This window comes from Dactylosporangium sp. NPDC051541 (assembly GCF_044454505.1).
Taxonomy (GTDB): Bacteria; Actinomycetota; Actinomycetes; order Mycobacteriales; family Micromonosporaceae; genus Dactylosporangium.
Window position 1 is genome coordinate 715,213 of sequence record NZ_JBITDU010000003.1, and the last position, 20,665, is coordinate 735,877.

Here is a 20,665-nt window from a genome sequence, read left to right on the forward strand (position 1 = left end):
ATTGCATAGGCGAAATATTGCTATCGGTTTGAACTCGCCCGGCCCGGCGTCCGAACTCCCTGGTGTGAGAACGACTCGACTCCTGGCCGCCGCGCTGGCCGTGTTCGCCGGCGCCGTCGTCGCGGCCCTGGCCGCACCGGCCCTCGCCTTCGCCGGGCCGCCGATCCCGACGCAGCTGAGCAACGCCGACCTGACCCTGCTCAACGGCGTGCGCACGGCCGGGCTGTGGGAGATGCCGGCCGGGCAGATGGCGGCCGAGCGCGGCGCGCACCCGATCGTGCGCCAGATCGGCGCCACGATCGCCCAGCAGCACGTCAAGCTCGATCAGGACGTCGTCGACGCGGCCAACCAGCTCGGCGTCACGCTGCCCACCACACCCACCGCGCAGCAGGCCGGCTGGCTCGACGAGATGCGCGGGGCGTCGTCGAACCAGGAGTTCGACCAGATCTTCGTGACCCGGCTGCGGGCCGCCCACGGCAAGATCTTCCCGATCATTTCCGCGGTCCGCTCCGGCACCCGCAACGAGATCGTGCGCAAGGTCGCCCAGGAGGCCAACACCGTCGTCGAGGGGCACATGTCGATGCTGGAGAGCACCACCCTGGTCCGCTTCGGCGAGCTGCCGCCGGTCGCCCTGCCCGAGGCCGACATCGCCGGCGGCGGCTCACTGGTCCAGGCCGCGCAGGGCCGGGCCGAGGCCGGCAGCGGGTTCAGCCCCGCCGTCGTCTGGGTCGTCCTCATCGCCGCCGTCGTCATCGGCGCCGCCCACGCCGTCCGGGTGTTCCGCCCCCGGGCGGTCCGATGAGTTGAACCCGAGCCACCACTCCTCCTCGGGCACCTCGCCCGCCGCGGCCGCGAACGCCCGCAGCGCCGGGGCCACGGCCGGGTGCCAGACGTCGGCGGTGGCGGCGACGACGGCCGCGAGGTGCGCGCGCCGGTTGGCCGTCACCCGCCGGACGAGGTCCCGCCCGGCCGGGGTGAGCGTGAGCCGGACGACCCGCCGGTCCGCCACGGTGCGGGACCGCCGGGTCAGCCCCTTGCGGACCAGGCGGTCGCACATGCGGGTGGCGGTGGACGCGGCCACCCGCAGCTCGGCCGAGATGTCCGCGGCCCGCTGCGGCCCGCGCTCGGCCAGGACGACGAGCGCCCGGAACTGCGGCAGCGTGACCTCCGTGTCGATGTCGGCGAGAGACCGGATGGCGATGCCGACCAGGGCCCGGCTGGCGGCGAGCAGCGCCTCGAGCGTCTCGGCCGCGGCCCGGTCCTCAGCTTCCATGCCGACTGTTCTACACGATCTCGTTTTGTGTACAATTCGAGCGCGAGATCGATCAATGGAGCGAGAAAAGCGCATCATTGCACACAATCTGAGGTGGTGGGCGGATGAGCCGGATGTCGGAGTTCGCGGGGCGGGAGGGCGCCGGATACTCGATGACGGTCGAGCGGGGCAAGATCCGGGAGTTCGCGGCCGCCGTCGGTTCGGCTCATCCGCGGCACTTCGATGACGAGCCCGTGGCTCCGCCGACGTTCCTGGCCTCGAACGCCTTCTGGACGACGGATGACAGCGACCCCTGGGGCGACGAAGGGCCGGACCTGGCCCGCGTCCTGCACGCCGGCCAGCGCTACGTCTTCCACGGCCCCCCGCCGCGGGCCGGGACGGAGCTGCACTGCAAGCAGCGGATCGACCGGGTCTACTCGAAGCAGGGCCGGCGCGGCGGCGCGCTGGAGTTCGCCGACATCGTCACCGAGTTTCGCGACGCCGACGGCAATCTGGTCGCCGAGGCCATCGCCACCCTGGTCGTGACCGAGAAGGCGCCGGAGTGAGCGCCGTGCTGGGCCCGCTCGAGCCGCTGGTCGAGGGGCCGCTCACCGTCACCGACTTCGTGCGCTACCAGGGCGCGTCCGGTGACATGAACCCGATCCACCACGACGGCGAGTTCGCACGGGCGGCCGGGTTCCCGTCGGTGTTCGCCGTCGGGATGCGCCAGGCCGGGGTCCTCGCCGCGTACGTCGGCGACCGGCTCGGGCCGGACAACGTCCGCCGGTTCGAGGTCCAGTTCCGCGCCATCGCCTGGCCCGGCGACACCATCACCTACACCGGCGAGGTGACCGCGGTGGAGCAGACCCCGACGCACACGGTCTGCACGGTCGAGGTCAGGGCGACCCGGCAGACCGGCGAGGTCCACCTCGCCGGCACCGCCGTGTTCGAGGTCCCGAAGCTATAGCCGCTCGACGATCGTGGCGTTGGCCTGGCCGCCGGCCTCGCACATGGTCTGCAGCCCGTAGCGGCCGCCGGTCTGCTCGAGGTGGTTCACCAGGGTCGCCATGAGCCGCACCCCGGAGCCGCCGAGCGGGTGGCCGAGGGCGATCGCGCCGCCGCGCGGGTTGAGCCGCTCCGGGTCGGCCTTGACGTCGGCCGCCCACGCGAGGGGCACGGGCGCGAAGGCCTCGTTCACCTCGTAGGCGTCGATGTCGTCGATGGTCAGGCCGGCCTTGGCGAGGACCTTGCGGGTGGCCGGGATCGGCGCGGTCAGCATCATCACCGGGTCGTCCCCGGCGAGGGCGAAGGCGTGGAACCGGGCCCGCGGCCGCAGGCCGAGCTCGGCCGCCTTCGCCGCGCTCATGATGAGGGCGGCCGCGGCACCGTCGGTCAGCGGCGAGGAGTTGCCGGCCGTGATGTGCCAGCCGACGTCGGTGTGGGCGGGGTCGTGGAAGGCGGGCTTGAGGCCGGCCAGTCCCTCGACGGTCGTGGCCGGGCGGACGGTCTCGTCGCGGCGGTGCGCACCGACCGGCACGATCTCCCGATCGAACCCGCCGGCGTCCGCGGTCGCGGCGGCGAGGCGGTGCGACCGGGCGGCGTACGCGTCCAGCTGCTCGCGGCTGAATCCCCAGCGAGCGGTGACCAGCTCGGCCGCGATGCCCTGCGAGACCAGCGACAGGCGAGCCGCCACCCCCGGGCCGAACGGGTCGGCGCCGCCGACCATCGCGGTGCCCATCGGGACCCGGCTCATCGACTCGACCCCGCACGCCACGACGACGTCGTACGCCCCGGCCATGACCCCCTGGGCGGCGAAGTGCATCGCCTGCTGGCCGGAGCCGCAGGCCCGGTCCACGGTGGTGCCCGGCACCGACAGCGGCCAGCCCGCGGCCAGCACGGCGTTGCGGCCGATGTTCGCCGCCTGCTCGGCGGCCTGCCCGACGCAGCCGGTGATGACGTCGTCGATGAGCGCCGGGTCGATCCCGGTCCGCGCGACGAGCGCCTGGAGCACGGTGGCGAGGAGGTCCACGGGGTGGTGCCCGGACAGCGCGCCGCCGGGCTTCCCGCGCCCGGAGGCGGAGCGGACGATGTCCACGATCACGGCGTCTTGCATGATTCCCCTCATGAGCGCGGCGGCCAGGCCAGCGCGGCGGCCGATGATGGTTGCGGGGCGTGGCCGAACGGCAGGCGGGGCATCCCGTCGGCGAAGCTGCCGCGGGCCACCGCCTGGCCGTGCTGCGGGGCCTCGCTGAGGTCCAGGACCGGAGCCAGGCAGGCGTCGGTGGGGGCGGCGAGCGCGGCCCACTCGTCGCGGGTCCGGGTGCGGACGGCCGCGGCGATCGCCTCGCGCAGCGCCGGCCAGCGGGCCGGGTCGTCGCGGTCGGCGCACACGTCGGCGGCCAGGCCCAGCAGGTCGGCGAGGGCTGCGAAGAACTGCGGCTCGAGGGCGCCGATCGCCACGTAGCGGCCGTCGGCGCAGGCGTAGACGTCGTAGTAGGGCGCGCCGGTGTCGAGCAGGTTGGTGCCGGCCTCGTCCCGCCACTGCCCGTCGCGGCGCATGCCGTACAGCATCGACGCGAGATATGTGGTGCCGTCCGTGATCGCCACGTCCAGCACCCGCCCGGTGCCGGTTCGCTCGCGTTCGAGGAGCGCGGCCAGCACGGCCGTCACGAGGTACATGCCGCCGCCGCCGAAGTCGCCCAGCAGGTTGGCCGTCGGCGTGGGCGGCCCGCCGGTCCGGGTGGCGGCGTGCAGGGCCCCGGTGACAGCAATGTAGTTGATGTCGTGGCCGGCCCGCATCGCGAGGGGCCCGGTCTGGCCCCAGCCGGTCATCCGGCCGTAGACGAGCCGCGGGTTGATGGCGTGGCAGTCCTGCGGGCCGAGGCCCAGCCGCTCGGCGACGCCCGGCCGGTAGCCCTCCAGCAGGACGTCGGCCGAGGCGACCAGCCCGCGCACGACCTCCAGCGTGGCCGGCTCCTTGAGGTCGACGGCGATCACGGGCCGGCCCCGTTCGAGGCCGCCGCCGCCGGGCACCTGGCCGGGGCGGCGCAGCGCCAGCACGTCGGCGCCGAGGTCGGCCAGCAGCATGCCGGCGAACGGCTCGGGCCCGATGCCGAGCAGTTCGAGGACCCGCACGCCCCGCAGCATGCCGTCGGTCATCGGCGTTGTCCTTCCATGTCGGCGGCGGGCGGTGCGGCCGCGACGGCCGCACGTAGAGCCCGGCCGAGCTGATCGGCATCCTCGGGCTGGGTGAAGGTCGGCTCGAGGTGCCAGCCGGAGGCGATGCCGACCTGCGGGCCCCGGATGTCGAAGACGCGGCCGGTGACGTCGCGCGCGTCCGGACCGCAGAGCCAGGCCACGACCCGGGCCACCCAGCCGGGGTCGAGCTCGTGCCGCCGGGCGTCGGTGATCTCGCCCTCGTAGCGCCGCAGCGGCGCCTCGGTCAGCCGGGTCAGCGCGCTCGGCGCCACGCAGTTGACGGTCACGCCGTACGCCCGCAGCTCCTGGGCCGCGACGAGCGTGAACCCGGCGATCCCGGCCTTCGCCGCCGCGTAGTTCGACTGGCCGATGTTGCCGTACAGGCCCGACGCGGACGTCGTCGTGATCAGCCGCCCGTCGACGGCCTCCCCGGCCTTGGCCCGGGCCCGCCAGTGTGCGGCGGCGTGATGGGCAACGGCGAAAGTGCCCTTCAGGTGTACTGCGATGACGTCGTCCCACTCCGCCTCGCTCATCGCGGCCAGGGTCCGGTCACGCAGGATGCCCGCGTTGGCGACCACGACGTCCAGCCCACCGAACGTGTCGGCGGCCAGCGCGATCAGCGCGGCGGCCGCGGCGAAGTCCGTCACGTCGTGGGTGCTGGCCACGGCCGTGCCGCCGGCGGCCGCGATCTCGGCCACGACCTCGGCGGCCGGGGAGTCCCCGAGGTCGTTGACGACGACGGCGTGCCCGGCCGCGGCCAGGGTGAGCGCGTAGGCCCGGCCCAGGCCGCGCCCGCCCCCGGTGACGACGGCGGCGCTCATCCGGCCACGATCCCGCGCCGCAGCAGGTCGGCCCAGGCGGCGTCGTCCACCCCGGCCAGCGCGCCGAGGACCGCCCGGGTGTGCTCGCCCAGGCGCGGGCCGACCGTGGCCACCTCGCCCGGCGTGCGGCTGAACTTCGGCACGATGCCGGCCATCGGCCCGGCCTCCCCGTCGTCGGTCTTCGGCCGCAGCACCATGTCGCGGGCCGCGTAGTGCAGGTCGGCGATCATGTCCGGCGCGGTGTAGATCCGCCCGGCCGGCACGCCGTGCTCGGCGAGAACGCCCAGCAGGTCGTCGGCGGTCAGCGACGAGGTCCAGCGCTCGATCTCCGCGTCGAGCACGGCCGAGTTGCGGCCGCGGGCCTCGTGGCCCGCGAAGCGCGGGTCGTCGGCCAGCTCGGGGCGGGCCATGGCCGTGCACAGCCGGCGATACACGGCGTCGGCGTTGCCCGCGATCGCGATCTCGGCCCCGTCCGCGCTGGTGTATACATTGGACGGTGCCACGCCCGGCAGGACGCTGCCGGTCCGGGTCCGCAGCACGCCCGCCCGCTCGTAGTCGACCATCGTCGACTCCATGAGCGCGGCGACGGCCTCGTAGATGGCGACGTCGACCTCCTGGCCGCGGCCGCTGCGGGCGCGCTCGACGAGGGCGGTGGAGGTGCCGACGACGGCGAACAGCGCGGCCAGGGAGTCGCCGATGCTGATGCCGGTCCGGGCCGGGCGCGACCCGCTGTCCCCGGTCGTGAAGCGTAGGCCGCCCATGGCCTCGCCGATGCTGCCGAAGCCGGCCTCGCGGGAGCGCGGGCCGCTCTGCCCGAGCCCGGAGACGTGCACGACGATGATGCCGGGGTTGATCGCGGCGAGGGCCGGGTAGCCCAGGCCCCACTTGTCGAGGGTGCCGGGCCGGAAGTTCTCCAGCACGACGTCGCACTTGGTGGCCAGGGCCCGGGCCACGGCCTGGCCGTCCTCGTGCCGCAGGTCCAGCGCGACCGACCGCTTGTTGCGGGCGATGGCCGGCCACCAGAGGCTCTGGCCGTCCTGGAGCACACCCCAGCGGCGCATGGGGTCGCCACCGCCGGGCGGCTCGAGCTTGATCACCTCGGCGCCGTAGTCGGCCAGCAGCTGACCCGCGAACGGGCCGGCGATGAAGCTGCCGAGCTCCAGCACCCGGACGCCGGCCAGTGGTCCCGCACGGTTTGTCACGATTGCTCCCCTGAATGTGCACAATCTGAGCCGCAATACTCGTAGAACAGCCAATCTGACCGCGCCGGTCTGCACTATTGCACACAATCCCCGGCTGCGGCACACTCCGATCATGTACGCCGCACCCATCGCGCAGGCCCACCCGGACAAGCCGGCGATCATCATGGCGGAGGCCGGGACCCGGATCACCTACGGCGAGTACGAAGCCGCGGCCAACCGGCTGGCCCACCTCTTGCGGGGCAGCGGCCTGCGCTTCGGCGACCACGTGGCGATGTTCATGGAGAACAACCCGCGCCTGCTGGAGAGCGAGGCGGCCGCCGAGCGCAGCGGCCTCTACTACACCTGCATCAACCACTACCTGGCGCCGGACGAGGCCGCCTACATCATCAACGACAGCACGGCCCGGATCGTGGTCACGTCGGCGGCCAAGCTCGCCGTCGCCCGGCAGCTGCCCGAGCGCTGCCCCGGCGTCGAGCGCTGGCTGATCGCCGGCTGCGACGACCCGCCGCCCCCGTTCGAGTCCTACGAGCGGGCGGTGGCCGGGCTCCCGGCCGCGCCGATCGCGGACGAGCAGCTGGGCATGGCGATGCTCTACTCGTCGGGCACCACCGGGCGGCCGAAGGGCATCTACCACCCCCTCGCCGTCGCGCACCCGTCCGAGGAGCCGCTCGGGTCGCGGGTCCAGCGCGAGCGGTGGGGGCTCGACGAGCACAGCGTCTACCTGTCGCCGGCGCCGCTGTATCACTCGGCCCCGCAGGGCAGCGTGTCCATGACGCTGCGGGCCGGCGGCACCGCGGTCGTCATGGAGTCGTTCGACGCCGAGCGCTACCTGGACCTCGTGGCCGCCTTCCGCGCGACGCACTCACAGCTGGTACCCACCATGTTCTCGCGCCTGTTGAAACTGCCGGAAGCGCGCCGGCGGGCGGCCGACACGTCGTCGCTGCGCACCGTCATCCTCTCGTCGGCTCCATGTCCGCCGCCGGTCAAGCGGGCGATGATCGACTGGTGGGGCCCGATCATCCTGGAGTTCTACGCGGCCAGCGAGGGGATCGGCTACACGTTCTGCCGGTCCCAGGAGTGGCTCGACCACCCGGGCACCGTCGGCCGGGCCGCCCTGGGTGAGCTGCTCATCCGGGCCGAGGACGGCAGCCTCTGCCCGCCGGGGGTGGCCGGCACGGTGTGGTTCAAGGGCCCGGCCGGCTTCCAGTACTTCAACGACCCCGGCAAGACCGCGGCGACCCGCGACTTCGAGCTCGGCGCCAGCTCGGTCGGCGACATCGGCTACCTGGACGAGGACGGCTACCTGTACCTCACCGACCGGGAGAGCTTCATGATCATCTCGGGGGGCGTCAACATCTACCCGCAGGAGACCGAGAACCTCCTGATCACCCACGACAAGGTGTACGACGCGGCGGTCATCGGCGTCCCTGACGAGGACTTCGGCGAGGCGGTCAAGGCGGTCGTGCAGCTCGCGGACGGCGTCGAGCCGGGGCCGGAGACAGAGGCCGAGCTGATCGCGTTCTGCCGGGCCTCGATCGCCCACTACAAGTGCCCGCGCTCCGTCGACTTCGTGGCCGAGCTGCCCCGGCTGCCCACCGGCAAGCTCTACAAGCGCAAGCTCAAGGACCAGTACTGGGCCGGCCGAGAGACGCTGATCCAGTGAACGCCCGGTCAGGCGACACCGGCCTCGTCGGGGGAGACGCAGTCGGCCGGCGGCGGCTCCAGCGCCGCGTCGCGGACTTCCTGCGCGACACCGAGGGCGCCGACCGGACCGCGGCTCTCGGGGCCCAGTTCGACGCCGGCCTGGCCTGGGTCCACCACCCGGAGGGGGCCGGCGGGCTCGGCCTTGCCCCGGACCGCCAGGCCGAGGTGGATGCCCGGCTCGCGGCGGCCGGCCGGCTCGAGTCCTGGGAGCGCAACCCGATGGGCATCGGCATGGTCGCCCCGGCCCTGATGGCCCACGGCACTCCGGCCCAGCACGAGCTGCTCCGGCCGATCTTCACCGCCGAGGACCTGTGGTGCCAGCTGTTCTCCGAGCCGGGCGCCGGGTCCGACATCGCCGGCCTCGCCACCCGGGCCGTCCGCGACGGCGACGAGTGGGTCGTCGACGGGCAGAAGACGTGGACGTCCCTGGCGCACACCGCCCGCTACGGCCTCGCCCTGACCCGCACCGACCCGGACGCCCCGAAGCACGCCGGGCTGACCGCGTTCCTCATCGACATGCACGCCCCGGGGGTCGACGTGCGGCCGCTGCGGGACCTGACCGGCGGCGCGCACTTCAACGAGGTGTTCCTGGACGGGGTGCGGGTCGGCGACAACGCCCGGATCGGCGGTGTGGGGGAGGGCTGGAAGGTCGCCACCACCATGCTCATGAGCGAGCGGTCGGTGATCGGCGCGTCCGTTGGGGAGCGCGGCTCGGGCGCCATCGCCCTGGCCGTCGACACGTGGCGGCGCACCGGCTCCGACCCCGGGCGGCGCACCGAGCTGACCCGGCTCTGGGTCGACGCCGAGGTGCTGCGCATCGCCGCGGTGCGCGACCAGGCGACCCGGGCCGAGGGCGGGCCGGGCCCGGGCGGGTCCGGCCTGAAACTGCGCCGGGCCCTGCTCGAACGGCGCATCGCCCGGTTCGCGGTGGACCTGCTCGGCCCGGCCGGGCTGGTCTACGACGCCGACCTCGTCCGGGCCGGCGGACCGGCCCCGGACGATCCCGTGTGGACCTGGCTGCAGTCGCAGGCCTACACGATCGCCGGCGGCACCTCCGACGTCATGCGCACCATCATCGGCGAGCGGGTGCTGGGGCTGCCCAAGGAGCCCGGTCCGCCCCGCGACACCCCCTGGTCACAGATCCCGCGCTGACCGTTCGGGCAGTTGACCGGCTGTTACAGCGGTGTAAAACTAAAACTGACGTTACTATTACAAAACGAGGTGGCGTACATGACCACTCGACCGGGCCGGGACTTCACCCAGCTCCGCCACGACGTCCGGCGGTTCGTCGACGAGGAATTGATCCCGCGGGAGCCGATCCTGGACCGCAACGACGACAGCAGCGCCAAGGCGATGGCCGAGCTGAAGGGTCTGGCCAAGGAGCACGGGGTCTGGGCGCTCGGGCACCCGGCGGCCATCGGCGGCGGTGGCCTGCCGTTCATGGACTACGTGATGGTCAACGAGATCGTCGGGCGCTCCTACTGGGGCACCGAGGCCCTCGGCACACTGTCCTTTCAGGACTGTCTGATGCTGCTCGAGTTCGGCACCGAGGCCCAGAAAGCGCAGTGGATCCCGCTGCTGTTCGAGGGCGTGACCGGGCCGACGATCGGCATGACCGAGCCCGAGGTCGCCGGCTCCGACCCGACCCTGGTGCGGACCACCGCGGTGCTCGACGGCGACGAGTGGGTGATCAACGGCCACAAGTGGTTCACCTCCGGCGCCAACCACGCCATGTACACCACCGTCTTCGCCAAGACCGACCCCGATGCCGAGAAGCACCAGCAGTTCTCGCTCATCCTGGTGCCGACCGACACGCCCGGCTACAACATCGAGCGGGTCGTGCGGACCATGGGCCACTACGGCGGCAACCACTGCGAGGTCCGCTACGACAACGTGCGGGTGCCGTTCGCGAACCTCCTCGGGCCCCGCGGCGGCGGCTTCTCCGTGGCCCAGGCCCGGCTCGGCCCGGGCCGGATCACCCACAGCATGCGCTGGCTCGGGCAGGCCCAGCGCGCGTTCGAGCTGATGTGCGACCGGGCCAAGACCCGCTACGCCCACGGCTCGCTGCTGGCGGAGAAGGGCGAGATCCAGCGGTACATCGCCGAGTCGGCCGCGCACATCCAGGCGGCCCGGCTCATGACCCTCGACGCGGCCCGGAAGATCGACGCCGGCCAGGACGCCCGGGTCGAGATCTCGCTCATCAAGTTCTTCGGCGCCAAGATGCTGCACGACGTCATCGACAGCGCCCTGCAGGTGCACGGCGCGCTCGGGGTCACCGAGGACACCCCGCTCGAGCGCATGTACCGCGACGCCCGCTACGCCCGCATCTACGACGGCCCCGACGAGGTGCACCGGATGGTCGTCGCCAAACGCCTGCTGCGCCGCGACTACCGCAACGACGCACCGTGGACGGAGATCGTGCGATGACGACAAGCGATGACGAAGCCGTCCCGGCCGAGGTCGCCCTGGCCCTGGCCGCGCGGCTGGTCGCGGCGATCGACGCCAACGACCTTGACGCCCTGCGCGACGAGGTCTACACCCCCGACATCGTCGTCTGGCACAACGACGACCAGCACGAGCAGCGCGTCGACGAGAACCTCAAGGTGCTGAACTGGCTGCACCGCAAGGTCGCCGACAAGCGCTACGAGGAGGTGGTACGCCACGCGACCCCCACCGGCTACGTGGAGCAGCACGTGCTGCGCGGCACCGCACCCAACGGCACCGAGCTCGACATCCACGCCTGCCTCGTGGTGACGGTGCGCGGCGGGCGGATCGCGCGCATCGACGAGTACCTCGACAGCCGCGCCGCCGCCGCACTGCGCCCATGACCGGGCTCAGCGCGTCCGAGCGCGAACAGTGGCGGGCCTCGGTGGCCGCGACGGTCGCCCGCTGTGCGGCCGCCGGCTCCTGGGACGCGCTGTTCGACCTCGGCGTCGCCGACATCGGCCTCGAGGACCTGGGCGTCGCGATCGAGGAGTGCGGCGCCGTGCCGTTCGCGACGCCGCTGCTGGGCCACATGTTCGGGGTCCGGGCCCTGCGGCGCGCGCCCGCGCACCGGCACCGGGTCGCGCTGGTGCTGCCCGAGGGCTTCGCGCTCGAAGGCGGGACGGCCGACACCTTCGTCACCGCGACGGGTGCGGCGATCCCGGCGAGCGGCGTCACCCGCCGTCCACTGTCCACACTGGACCCGACCCGGGTGCTCTGGCGGGTCGAGTGGCCGGAGCCGGTGCCGGAGCTGCCCGAGCGGCTCCGGTCCGAGCTGGCCGCACTCGTCGCGGCCGACTCGATCGGGGGAGCGCGGGCGGTGCTGCGGGGCGCGGTCGAGTACGCCCGGCAACGCCTGCAGTTCGGCCGGCCCATCGGCTCGTTCCAGGCGGTCAAGCACCGGCTGGCCGACATCTCCAGTCAGCTCGACGGTGCCGTGGCGGCGGTCGGCTACGCGCTGCGCCGCCTGGACGAGGACGCCGAGGACGCGTCACTGGCCGCCTCGGTGGCGAAGCTCGCGGCGACCGACGCCTACCTGGCGGCGGCCGAGGGAGCGATCCAGACGTACGGCGGCATCGGCTTCACGTGGGAGCACCCCGCGCACATCTACCTCAAACGGGCCCACACCAACAGCCAGCTCGGCGGCAACACGGAACGGCACCTGGAACTGGTGGCCGACCGGGCCGGGCTCGGCGACTGAACATCGGAGGAAGCGTCATGGCCGAGCAAGAGTTCGAGATCGGCGGCATCAACCACCTCGCGCTGGTCTGCAGCGACATGCGCCGCACGGTGGACTTCTACTCCGGCGTGCTCGGCATGCCCCTGATCAAGACGGTGGAGCTGCCGGACGGGACGGGGCAGCACTTCTTCTTCGACTGCGGCGGCGGCAACGCCCTGGCCTTCTTCTGGTTCCCCGGCGCGCCGGCGAAGGTGCCCGGTGTGACCCACCCCGGCGCGATGCCCGGCTTCGGCGACATCGCCAGCGCCGTCGCGTCGATGAACCACGTCGCCCTGCAGATCCCGCTCGACAAGTTCCACGAGTACCGCAAGAAGCTCAAGGCGAAGGGTGTGCAGGTCGGCGTCGTGCTGTACCACGACGACAGCCCGTCGACGATCGCCACCGAGCTGCACCCCGGCGTCTACGTCGGCTCCCTGTACTTCTTCGACCCCGACGGCATCCTGCTCGAGTTCGCGGCCTGGACGCGCGCGCTCACCCCCGAGGATGTCCGCCACGAGCCGGCCGACCCGCACGTGGTCGTGCAGGCCTGACCGTTCCACCACGTCCACACCCCAACACCCCCCACACCCCACCGAATCCCTGGCCTTGATGGAGGCATCCATGAGAACGCTGCCCACCCGCCTCTTGGCGGCGGCGCTGGTGCTGCCGCTCGCGTTAGCCGGTTGTAGCAACGACAAGTCCAAGTCGCCCACCGCGAACCCGGGCGGCGGCGGCGGTTCGGCCGCCGCCGGCAACCCGGTGAAGGTGATGCTGATCTACGACGAGACCGGCTCGGGCGCCGCACCGGAGCTCGTCGACGGCGCCAACGCCGGCCTGGCCCGCGTGAACGCCAACGGCGGCATCAACGGCCGCCCGGTCGAGCTGACCGTCTGCAAGACCGGCAACGACCCGAACACCGCCGACAACTGCGCCCGCCAGGCCCAGAGCCTCGGCGTGGCGGCCGTGGTCGGCGAGCTGACCCTGCAGAAGGGGCACGAGAAGATCCTCCGGGAGGCGAAGATCCCGATCATCGGGGCCGTCACCTCCGGCACCGACCTGGCCGAGGTCGCCCAGTTCCCGCTCGACGGCAGCACCCCGATCCAGACCGCGTCGCTGGCCAACGCCCTCGCCGCGCAGGGCTTCAAGAAGATCAGCATGGCCCGCATCCAGATCGACGGCGGCGGCGCGTTCAGCGGCTTCGCCAACCAGGGCCTCACCTCGGCCAACCAGAAGATCCTCAACGACGTGCCCGTGCCGACCGGCGCCGCCGACATGGCGCCCTACGTGCAGGCGGTGCTGGCCAACGGTACCGACGCGATCCTGACGGTCCTGCCGGGCACCGACTCGACCGCCTTCATCAAGCAGCTCAAGAAGGACAACCCGAACATCGCCATCGGCATCATCGGCACCCAGAAGGAGAAGGTCGCCGACGCGCTCGGGACCGCCTCCGACGGCCTCTACGAGGCGCTGGGCTACCTGCCGCCGGCGTACCCGAACACGGCCACCAAGAACTTCGTCGCCGACATGTCGAAGCTGGGCTTCTCCGAGACGCGGGGCTTCCGGCTCAACGCCTACGCCGCCGTCCTCGCGTTCGCCGAGGCCGCCAAGAAGGCGAAGGAGCCGACCAGCGCCGCGCTGTGGGACGCGCTGCCGACGATGAGCGGCATCGACATCGGCCTCACCCCGCCGATCCAGTGGACGAAGGGCAACGTCGGCGGCTACCCGCGGATCTTCACCTCGTGCGCGTTCATCGTGAAGTACAGCGGCGGCAAGGAGCTGCCGGTGTACGACACCTTCCGCGACGCCTACACCGGCCAGAACTGCACGACTCCCGCGAAGAGCTGAGGATCGGGCCCACATGCTGACTGACGTGATCAGGTTCGCCGTCCTCGGACTCGGGGCCGGTGCGATCTATGGCCTGTCCGCGCTCGGAATCGTGCTCATCTACCGCGGCTCCGGGATCCTGAACTTCAGCCAGGGCGCGGTCGGCATGCTGGGCGCCTACGTCTTCTACCTCCAGCGGGAGGCCGGCACGCCCACGCCGGTGGCGGCACTGCTCGCCATCGGCGTGGGGCTGGTCATCGGGGCGCTGGTCCACCAGCTCGTGATGCGGCCACTTCGGGACGCCCCGCCGGTGTCGCGGCTGATCGCGACGCTCGGGGTCTTCGCGTTCCTGTTCGGGCTCGGGCAGTACCTCTTCGGGGTGGGCAAGGCTCGGATCGTCACCTCGGTCCTGCCCGACGGCTCGACGACGGTCCTGCCGGGTATCCGGATCGGGACCGACCGCCTCGCCATCCTCGCGGTGGGGCTGGTCCTGGCCGCGGTCCTCACGGTCGTGTACCGCTCCACCCGCTTCGGCCTGGCCACCTCGGCCGTCGCCGAGAACGGCCGGGCCAGCTCGGCGCTCGGCATCTCCCCGGACACCGTGGCCACCGTCAACTGGATGATCGGCTGCGCGCTGAGCGTCGTGTCGGCCGTGCTCATCGTCAGCATCGGCACGCTGCAGGTCGAGAACCTGGCCATGCTCATCGTGCCGGCCCTGGCGGCGGCCCTGCTCGGCGGGTTCCGGTCGTTCCCGCTGACGATGGCCGGCGGGCTGCTGATCGGCATGCTCGAGTCCGAGGTGGCCTGGATCGGCACCCGCCAGCACGCCGACGGCTGGGGCCAGACGGTCCCGTTCATCGTCATCATCCTGGTGCTGGTCATCTCCGGCCGGTCCCTGCCGCTGCGGGGTGAGGCGATCCAGCGTCCGCCGCAGCTCGGCACCGGCGTCGTGCGCCCGCCGGTGCTGCTCGTGACCGGGCTGATCGCCCTCGGGCTCATGTACTTCGTGTTCTCGCCGGCCCTGCTCAGCGCCTCCGAGATCACCCTGGCTCTCGGCCTCGTCGTGCTGTCCCTCGTGGTCGTCACCGGCTACACGGGCCAGCTGTCACTGGCGCAGATGGCCCTGGCCGGGATGGGCGCCTGGATCGCCGCCCGGCTGGTCGCCGACCACGGCGTGCCCTTCTGGGCCGCGTTCCTGATCGGCGTCGCGGGTGCCGTCCCGGTCGGCATCATCGTCGGCCTGCCCGCGCTGCGCACCCGCGGCATGAACCTGGCCGTCGTGACGCTGTGCCTGGCCGTGGTGCTGGAGCACCAGATCTTCTCCTCGACCGAGCGCACCGGCGGCTTCACGGGCATCAACGTGGGCTCGCCGAAGATCTTCGGCGTCGACATGGACACCTACTTCTGGCCCAGCCGCTACGCGATCTTCTGCCTGGTGGTGTTCATCCTGGCCGCCCTGATGGTGGCCAACCTCCGGCGCGGCCGGGCCGGGCGGCGCCTGGTCGCCGTGCGCTCCAACGAGCGGGCCGCGGCCAGCCTCGGCATCAGCGTGGCCCGGGCCAAGATCTTCGCGTTCGGCATCTCGGCCGCCCTGGCCGCGGCCGGCGGCGTGCTGCTGTCGTTCCGGCAGCCGAACGTCACCTTCGTGCCGACGTACACGGCGTTCCAGTCCATCTTCGCCGTCGTCTTCTCCATCATCGGCGGCATCGGCTACCTCGTCGGCGCCGTCATCGGCGCCATGTACGCCCCGGCCGGGCTGCTCTCCGGAGTCATCTCGGAGCTCTTCCCGGGCACCGCGTTCGCGCAATTCCTCAGCCGTAACGAGGTCGGTCAGATGGTCCTCGGCCTCACCTTGCTCCTCGTGCTTCCCCAGCTACCCAACGGCCTGGCCACCCAGAGGCTCCCCGGCTTCCTGATCCCGAAGTGGGTCACCGCGGGTAGGAACCGTCGGGCCCGCAAGCGCGACGTTGCCGAGCTGCGGGAGACGACCGAGTTCAACGTGCCCGAGCGGGTGGTGGATGTGCGCGGGCTGACCGTGCGCTTCGGCGGCGTGACCGCGCTCGACGACGTGGCCATCAAGCTCGTGCCGGGTCAGGTTCACGGGCTCATCGGCCCGAACGGAGCCGGCAAGACGACCCTGATCGACGCCCTCACCGGGTTCGTCGACGGCCCCGGCGCCGTGATGACCCTCGACGGCCAGGACATCAGCCGCTGGCCGGCCCAGCGCCGGGCCGCCGCCGGGATCAGCCGCTCGTTCCAGAGCCTCGAACTGTTCGAGACGATGACGGTCCGGGAGAACCTCCTGGCCGCCTGCGACCGCCAGGACTGGCCGGCGTTCGTGTCCAACCTCGTCCGGCCCGGCCGGGACCGGTACTCACCCGCGGCGCTCGCCGCCATCCGCGAGTTCCACCTCGAGGACGACCTCGAACGCAAGCCCGACGAGCTGCCCTACGGCCGCCGCCGGCTCCTCGCGATCGCCCGCTCGGTCGCCACCGGGTCCTCGGTCCTGCTCCTCGACGAACCTGCGGCCGGCCTGGACGACACCGAGACCGCCGAGCTCGGCCGCCTCATCCGCCGGCTCGCCACCGAACTGCGGATGGCGGTGCTGCTGGTCGAGCACAACGTCTCCGTCGTGCTCGACGTCAGCGACCAGGTCTCGGTCCTCAACTTCGGCAAGCTGATCGCGACCGGCACCCCCGCGGAGATCCGTGACGACCCGGCCGTCATCACCGCCTACCTCGGCGAGTCCAGGAAGCCCGGCCCGGTCGAGGTGACGGAGCGCGAGCCGGTGCCCGCCGCCGGCGAGCCACTCGTCGAGGCCCGCGGCCTGAGCGCCGGCTACGGCGACCTCGCCGCGGTGCGCGACCTCGACCTGGTCGTGCGACCCGGCGAGATCGTGGCCCTGCTCGGCCCCAACGGCGCGGGCAAGACCACGACGCTGCTGACCCTGGCCGGGGAGCTGAAACCCCTCGCCGGGACCGTGCACTGGCGGGGCAAGCCGGCCGCGGCCCGGCTGCACCGGCGGGCCCGCGAGGGCATGGCCTTCGTGCCCGAGGAGCGCTCGGTCTTCATGCAGCTCAGCGCGGCCGAGAACCTCCGCCTCGGCCGGGGTGCGCGGGCGGCCGCGCTGGAGGCGTTCCCCGAGCTCGAACCGCTGCTCGACCGCCGGGCCGGCCTGCTCTCCGGCGGCGAGCAGCAGATCCTGACCCTGGCCCGGGCCCTCGCCGGCCGGCCCGCGCTGCTGCTCGCCGACGAGCTCTCGCTCGGCCTGGCCCCCCTCGTGGTCGACCGGCTGCTGAAGGCCATCCGCCGAGCCGCCGACGACGGCCTCGGCGTCCTGCTGGTCGAACAGCAGGCGGCGCGGGCCCTGGAAGTCGCCGACCGGGCCTACGTGCTGCGCCGCGGCCGGGTCATCACCGAGGGGAGCGCGGCCGAGCTGGCCCGGGACTGGTCCAACCTGGAGCGCAGCTACCTGAGCGAGGTGGCCGGTGGCTGACGTGCTGCCCGGCCTCATCCGGCGGCGCGCGACCGAGCTGGGGGATCGGGACTTCCTCATCGACGCCACCCGGGGGCGGTACACGTACAGCGCGTTCGAGCGCCGGGTCGAGGAGTTCGCCGGGCTCCTGCGTGAGCGGGGCGTCGGCCCGGGCGACCGGGTCGCCGTCCTGCTGCCCACGTGCGTCGACGAGCAGGCCCTGTGGATCGCGTGCGGATGGCTGCGGGCGGTGCAGGTGCCGATCAACCCGGCCTACCGCGGCGCGATGCTCCGGCACGTGCTCGACGACTCCGCCCCCCGGCTGGTCGTCACCGTCGCCGACCGCGCCGGCGAGGTCGAGGCGGCCGACGTCTTCGTGCTGGAGCTCGGACAGCCGCTCGCACACGACCCGGCGGTGCTGGACGGGCTGGCCGACCCGGAGCCGTGGGACACCGCCGCCATCATCTACACGTCGGGCACCACCGGGCCGTCGAAGGGCGTCATCACGCCGTGGGGGCAGCTCGTCACCGGCGTCGACGCCTTCGACGACATCGGCCCCGGCGACGTGCTGTACGCCCCGTTCGCCGCCTTCCACCTCGGCGGCAAGGTGCCGCTGCAGATCGTCGCGCACTGGGGCGGCACGTTCGTCTTCCGCGACGGCTTCAAGACCGACCGTTTCTGGCCCGACGTCCGCGCCCACGGCTGCACCCGGGCCTGGGCCTTCTACGCGATGGCGAACTTCCTCTGGCAGCAGCCGCGCCGCCCCGACGACCGCGACAACCCGCTGCGCAGCATCACCGGCGGTCCGCTGCTGCCCGACCACGCCGCGTTCGGCGAGCGGTTCGGGCTGCGGATGCGGACCAACTACGGCATGACCGAGGCCGGCTGGCCGATCGCGACCGGCGACCACGTCGTCGACCACCGCAGCTGCGGCCGCGCCCGCGCCGGGTTCGAGCTGCGCATCGTCGACGACCACGACACCGAGGTGCCGGCCGGGCAGATCGGCGAGCTGATCGTGCGGTCCGACCGGCCGTGGACGATGAACCAGGGCTACCTCGGCCGGCCCACGGACACGGCACAGGCGTGGCGCAACGGCTGGTACCACACCGGCGACGCCTTCCGCCGCGACGAGGACGGCAACTACTTCCTCGTCGACCGGGTCAAGGACGCGGTCCGCCGGCGCTCCGAGAACATCTCGTCGTTCGAGGTCGAATCGATGGTCACCGCGCACCCGGGCGTCCTCGAGTGCGCCGCGATCGGCGTGCCCTCCGCGGACGGCGAGGAGGAGATCAAGATCTGCGTGGTACCGATGCCGGATTGGAAGCTCGAAGCACCGGACCTCGCCGAGTTCCTCACGGCGACCATGCCGCGGTTCATGGTGCCCCGATACATCGAGTTCCTGGACGAACTGCCGAAGACCCCGACCAGCAAGGTGCGCAAGGTGGAGCTCAAACGCGATCCGTTCACGGCCGGCACATGGGATCGGATGACGGCCCGATGAACGAACAAGCCCAAGCGGAAGCTCAGGATTCCGGGGCCGCTTCGCTCCCGCCCCGGGCCGGGGGCTCACCGCCCCCCACACCCCCGGCCGCGTCCTTGGTCGCGCTGAAGGCACCGGTCACGGGCCTGGAGCGGCTCACCGGCGGCTCATCGCGGGAGGTCTGGGCGTTCGAGTCCGCGGGCCGCCGGCTCATCCTGCTCTCGGACCCGCCCGGCGAGCAGCGCGGCGGCGGCGCGGCGTTCGAGGCGAGCGTCCTGCGGGCCGTCCGTGCGGCCGGAGTGGCCGCGCCGGAAGCGGTCGCCGTGGTGCCCGGCGGCCTGGTCCTGGAGCGGCTCGACGGCGAGACCGTGCCCCGGCGGATCCTCGACGGACTGACCGACGGACGGCGTCTGGCCCGCCAGTGCGGTGCGGCTCTGGGCCGGCTGCACACGGTCGACCCTTCGGCTGTCGCCGGACTTCCGGACGAGGACCGCCTCGTCGAGTACCGCGCGACCCTCGACCGGCTCGACCCCGACCGGCCGGTGCTCGAACTCGCCTACGCGTGGCTCCGCGACCGGCGGCCGGCGCGGCGCCGGACGACCGTGACGCACGGAGACTTCCGGCTCGGCAACTTCGTCGTCGACGTCGACGGCGACGGCCTCGTCGGAGTCCTCGACTGGGAGTCGGCCCACCGCGGCGACCCCCTGGAGGACCTGGGCTGGATCGCGGTGCGCAGCTGGCGGTTCCGCGGGCCGGGCGTCGTCGGCGGCTTCGGCGATGTCGGGGATTTCCTGGACGGGTACCGGGCCGCGTCGGGCGTCGACGTGTCGGCCGACGACTTCGCCTGGGCGGTCGTGCTGGGCACCTGGATCTGGGCCGTCGGCTGCCTGCGACAGGCCGACCGGCACCTGTCCGGCACGACCCGCTCGATCGACCTCGCGCTCGTCGGCCGGCGGGTCGTCGAGGTCGAGCACGACCTGCTGGAGCTGCTGCGATGACTGGAGAACCCATGCCGCACGCCGCGGTGCCCGGTTATGAAGAGCTGCTGACGGCCGTCGCGGAGACGCTGCGGGACGAGATCCTGCCGTCGGTCGCAGGCCGGCCCCGCTATCTGCTCAAGGCCTGCGTCGCCGCCCTCGAGACGGTGCGGCGGGACCTGGTCGCCGGCCCCGAGCGGGAGCGGGTCGACCGCGAGGTGTTCGCGGAGCTCGGCGTGGCCGACGAGCGCGCCCTGGTCGACGAGATCAGGGCCGGCCTCGACCCGGCCCGGTTCGCTGCCATCGCCGCGGCACTGGACCGGCGGACCGACGTCGAGCTGCGCGTGCTGGGGCGCTAGGCGTGGTCCCCGGCCCGCCAGTAGATGGCGTGAAACCAGATGCTCGCCAAGGAGTCGATCGCGGCCTGCTCGTCGACGACCGAGCCGGCGTTGTCGCCGCCCTGGGCCAGCCACACGTAGCAGGAGAGCTCGAGCATCGACGACAGCGCCGAGGACGTCATGCGCACGTCGACGCCGGGGCAGTAGCCGTCCTTCTGGGCCTGCTCGACACCGCGGACGATGAAGTCGATGGCCGAGCGCCGGATCTCCCGCCAGCTCTCCAGGAACGCCGGGTCCGCCATCGACGCCTGGAAGACGCCGCTGAGCGCGCCCAGGCGGTCACGGTACGTCTCCCAGAAGATCGTGATCGCGAGCCGGATGGCCTCCTGCGGCGGGCGGCCCTCCTGATACGGCACCGCGATCTGGGCCCGGGTGTCCTCGTGGAACGCCTGCGCCAGGGCGGCGAGGACGTCGGCCTTGTCGGTGAAGTAGTTGTAGAAGCTCGCCGACGAGCGGCCGGCCGTGCGCGCGATGTCCTCGACCTTGGTCAGCAGGTAGCCGCGCTCCGCGAACTCCTTGTTGGCCGCCTCCAGGAACGCGGCCGCCGTCCGCGCGCCTTTCGTGTACTGGCGAGGCATCGCTCCTGCTTTCGGCGCATATAGCTCTTCGGCTTCTTCGTTTTCCGGCCGCT

Annotated in this window: 19 protein-coding genes and 1 pseudogene; 14 read left to right on the forward strand and 6 right to left on the reverse strand. The window is 72.6% G+C overall.

Going from position 1 to position 20,665, the window contains the following annotated elements; translation table 11 throughout:
• The first annotated feature begins 64 nt into the window (after window positions 1-64).
• Window positions 65-802, forward strand: a complete 738-nt coding sequence (locus ACIA8L_RS17445) for a DUF4142 domain-containing protein (protein ID WP_395905447.1) — start codon at window positions 65-67, stop codon at window positions 800-802.
• Between the two features lie 174 nt (window positions 803-976).
• Here ACIA8L_RS17445 and ACIA8L_RS17450 read toward each other — a convergent pair.
• A pseudogene (locus ACIA8L_RS17450) lies at window positions 977-1,351 on the reverse strand (MarR family winged helix-turn-helix transcriptional regulator); the annotation flags it as partial.
• A 26-nt stretch (window positions 1,352-1,377) separates the two neighbouring features.
• Here ACIA8L_RS17450 and ACIA8L_RS17455 point away from each other — a divergent pair.
• Window positions 1,378-1,818, forward strand: a complete 441-nt coding sequence (locus ACIA8L_RS17455) for a MaoC family dehydratase N-terminal domain-containing protein (protein ID WP_395905449.1) — start codon at window positions 1,378-1,380, stop codon at window positions 1,816-1,818.
• Window positions 1,815-2,219 carry a MaoC/PaaZ C-terminal domain-containing protein gene (locus ACIA8L_RS17460; RefSeq protein ID WP_395905451.1) on the forward strand — a complete coding sequence of 135 codons (405 nt, stop codon included), beginning with the start codon at window positions 1,815-1,817 and terminating at the stop codon, window positions 2,217-2,219. Before ACIA8L_RS17455 ends, ACIA8L_RS17460 begins: the two co-directional genes overlap by 4 nt.
• On the opposite strand, the gene ACIA8L_RS17465 is transcribed toward ACIA8L_RS17460, so the two are convergent.
• From ACIA8L_RS17465 to ACIA8L_RS17480, 4 genes are read right to left on the reverse strand one after another with little or no spacing between them, the layout of a single operon-like run.
• Window positions 2,214-3,365 carry a thiolase family protein gene (locus ACIA8L_RS17465; RefSeq protein ID WP_395905453.1) on the reverse strand — a complete coding sequence of 384 codons (1,152 nt, stop codon included), beginning with the start codon at window positions 3,363-3,365 and terminating at the stop codon, window positions 2,214-2,216. The two genes, ACIA8L_RS17460 and ACIA8L_RS17465, sit on opposite strands and share 6 nt — an antisense overlap.
• An 8-nt stretch (window positions 3,366-3,373) precedes the next feature.
• On the reverse strand, window positions 3,374-4,411 hold the full coding sequence (locus tag ACIA8L_RS17470; RefSeq protein ID WP_395905454.1) for a CaiB/BaiF CoA transferase family protein: 1,038 nt from the start codon (window positions 4,409-4,411) through the stop codon (window positions 3,374-3,376).
• A complete protein-coding gene (locus ACIA8L_RS17475; RefSeq protein WP_395905456.1) occupies window positions 4,408-5,271 on the reverse strand; it encodes an SDR family NAD(P)-dependent oxidoreductase in 864 nt (287 codons plus the stop codon). Before ACIA8L_RS17475 ends, ACIA8L_RS17470 begins: the two co-directional genes overlap by 4 nt.
• Entirely contained in the window at window positions 5,268-6,473 is a 1,206-nt protein-coding gene (locus ACIA8L_RS17480) for a CaiB/BaiF CoA transferase family protein (protein WP_395905458.1), read from the reverse strand. Before ACIA8L_RS17480 ends, ACIA8L_RS17475 begins: the two co-directional genes overlap by 4 nt.
• Before the next feature lie 112 nt (window positions 6,474-6,585).
• Here ACIA8L_RS17480 and ACIA8L_RS17485 point away from each other — a divergent pair, with 112 nt between their 5' ends.
• The 11 genes from ACIA8L_RS17485 (at window position 6,586) to ACIA8L_RS17535 (ending at window position 19,995) form a co-directional block, all read left to right on the forward strand.
• Window positions 6,586-8,136, forward strand: coding sequence for an AMP-binding protein (locus ACIA8L_RS17485; RefSeq protein WP_395905460.1), 1,551 nt, complete (start codon window positions 6,586-6,588; stop codon window positions 8,134-8,136).
• Entirely contained in the window at window positions 8,133-9,329 is a 1,197-nt protein-coding gene (locus tag ACIA8L_RS17490; RefSeq protein WP_395905462.1) for an acyl-CoA dehydrogenase family protein, read from the forward strand. Before ACIA8L_RS17485 ends, ACIA8L_RS17490 begins: the two co-directional genes overlap by 4 nt.
• Window positions 9,330-9,407: 78 nt before the next feature.
• Window positions 9,408-10,604, forward strand: coding sequence for an acyl-CoA dehydrogenase family protein (locus ACIA8L_RS17495; RefSeq protein ID WP_395905464.1), 1,197 nt, complete (start codon window positions 9,408-9,410; stop codon window positions 10,602-10,604).
• The gene (locus ACIA8L_RS17500) at window positions 10,601-11,005 is read left to right on the forward strand and encodes a nuclear transport factor 2 family protein (RefSeq protein ID WP_395905465.1); all 405 of its coding nucleotides are present in this window, start codon (window positions 10,601-10,603) and stop codon (window positions 11,003-11,005) included. The genes ACIA8L_RS17495 and ACIA8L_RS17500 overlap by 4 nt, the downstream gene beginning before the upstream one ends.
• Window positions 11,002-11,862, forward strand: a complete 861-nt coding sequence (locus tag ACIA8L_RS17505; protein ID WP_395905467.1) for an acyl-CoA dehydrogenase family protein — start codon at window positions 11,002-11,004, stop codon at window positions 11,860-11,862. The genes ACIA8L_RS17500 and ACIA8L_RS17505 overlap by 4 nt, the downstream gene beginning before the upstream one ends.
• Before the next feature lie 17 nt (window positions 11,863-11,879).
• Entirely contained in the window at window positions 11,880-12,431 is a 552-nt protein-coding gene (locus ACIA8L_RS17510) for a VOC family protein (protein ID WP_395905469.1), read from the forward strand.
• A 70-nt stretch (window positions 12,432-12,501) separates the two neighbouring features.
• Window positions 12,502-13,725, forward strand: a complete 1,224-nt coding sequence (locus tag ACIA8L_RS17515; protein WP_395905471.1) for an ABC transporter substrate-binding protein — start codon at window positions 12,502-12,504, stop codon at window positions 13,723-13,725.
• A gap of 25 nt (window positions 13,726-13,750) precedes the next feature.
• Window positions 13,751-17,200, forward strand: coding sequence for an ATP-binding cassette domain-containing protein (locus ACIA8L_RS17520; RefSeq protein WP_395905473.1), 3,450 nt, complete (start codon window positions 13,751-13,753; stop codon window positions 17,198-17,200).
• Window positions 17,193-18,680 (forward strand): AMP-binding protein, encoded by a 1,488-nt coding sequence (locus ACIA8L_RS17525; protein ID WP_395905475.1) that lies wholly within the window; start codon window positions 17,193-17,195, stop codon window positions 18,678-18,680. The genes ACIA8L_RS17520 and ACIA8L_RS17525 overlap by 8 nt, the downstream gene beginning before the upstream one ends.
• Before the next feature lie 95 nt (window positions 18,681-18,775).
• On the forward strand, window positions 18,776-19,657 hold the full coding sequence (locus tag ACIA8L_RS17530) for a phosphotransferase family protein (RefSeq protein WP_395905477.1): 882 nt from the start codon (window positions 18,776-18,778) through the stop codon (window positions 19,655-19,657).
• Window positions 19,654-19,995: a DUF6285 domain-containing protein gene (locus tag ACIA8L_RS17535; RefSeq protein ID WP_395905479.1), complete on the forward strand. Its 342-nt coding sequence runs from the start codon at window positions 19,654-19,656 to the stop codon at window positions 19,993-19,995. The genes ACIA8L_RS17530 and ACIA8L_RS17535 overlap by 4 nt, the downstream gene beginning before the upstream one ends.
• Here the strand turns inward: ACIA8L_RS17535 and ACIA8L_RS17540 are convergent.
• Window positions 19,992-20,612: a TetR/AcrR family transcriptional regulator gene (locus tag ACIA8L_RS17540; RefSeq protein WP_395905481.1), complete on the reverse strand. Its 621-nt coding sequence runs from the start codon at window positions 20,610-20,612 to the stop codon at window positions 19,992-19,994. The two genes, ACIA8L_RS17535 and ACIA8L_RS17540, sit on opposite strands and share 4 nt — an antisense overlap.
• Between the last annotated feature and the right edge of the window lie 53 nt (window positions 20,613-20,665).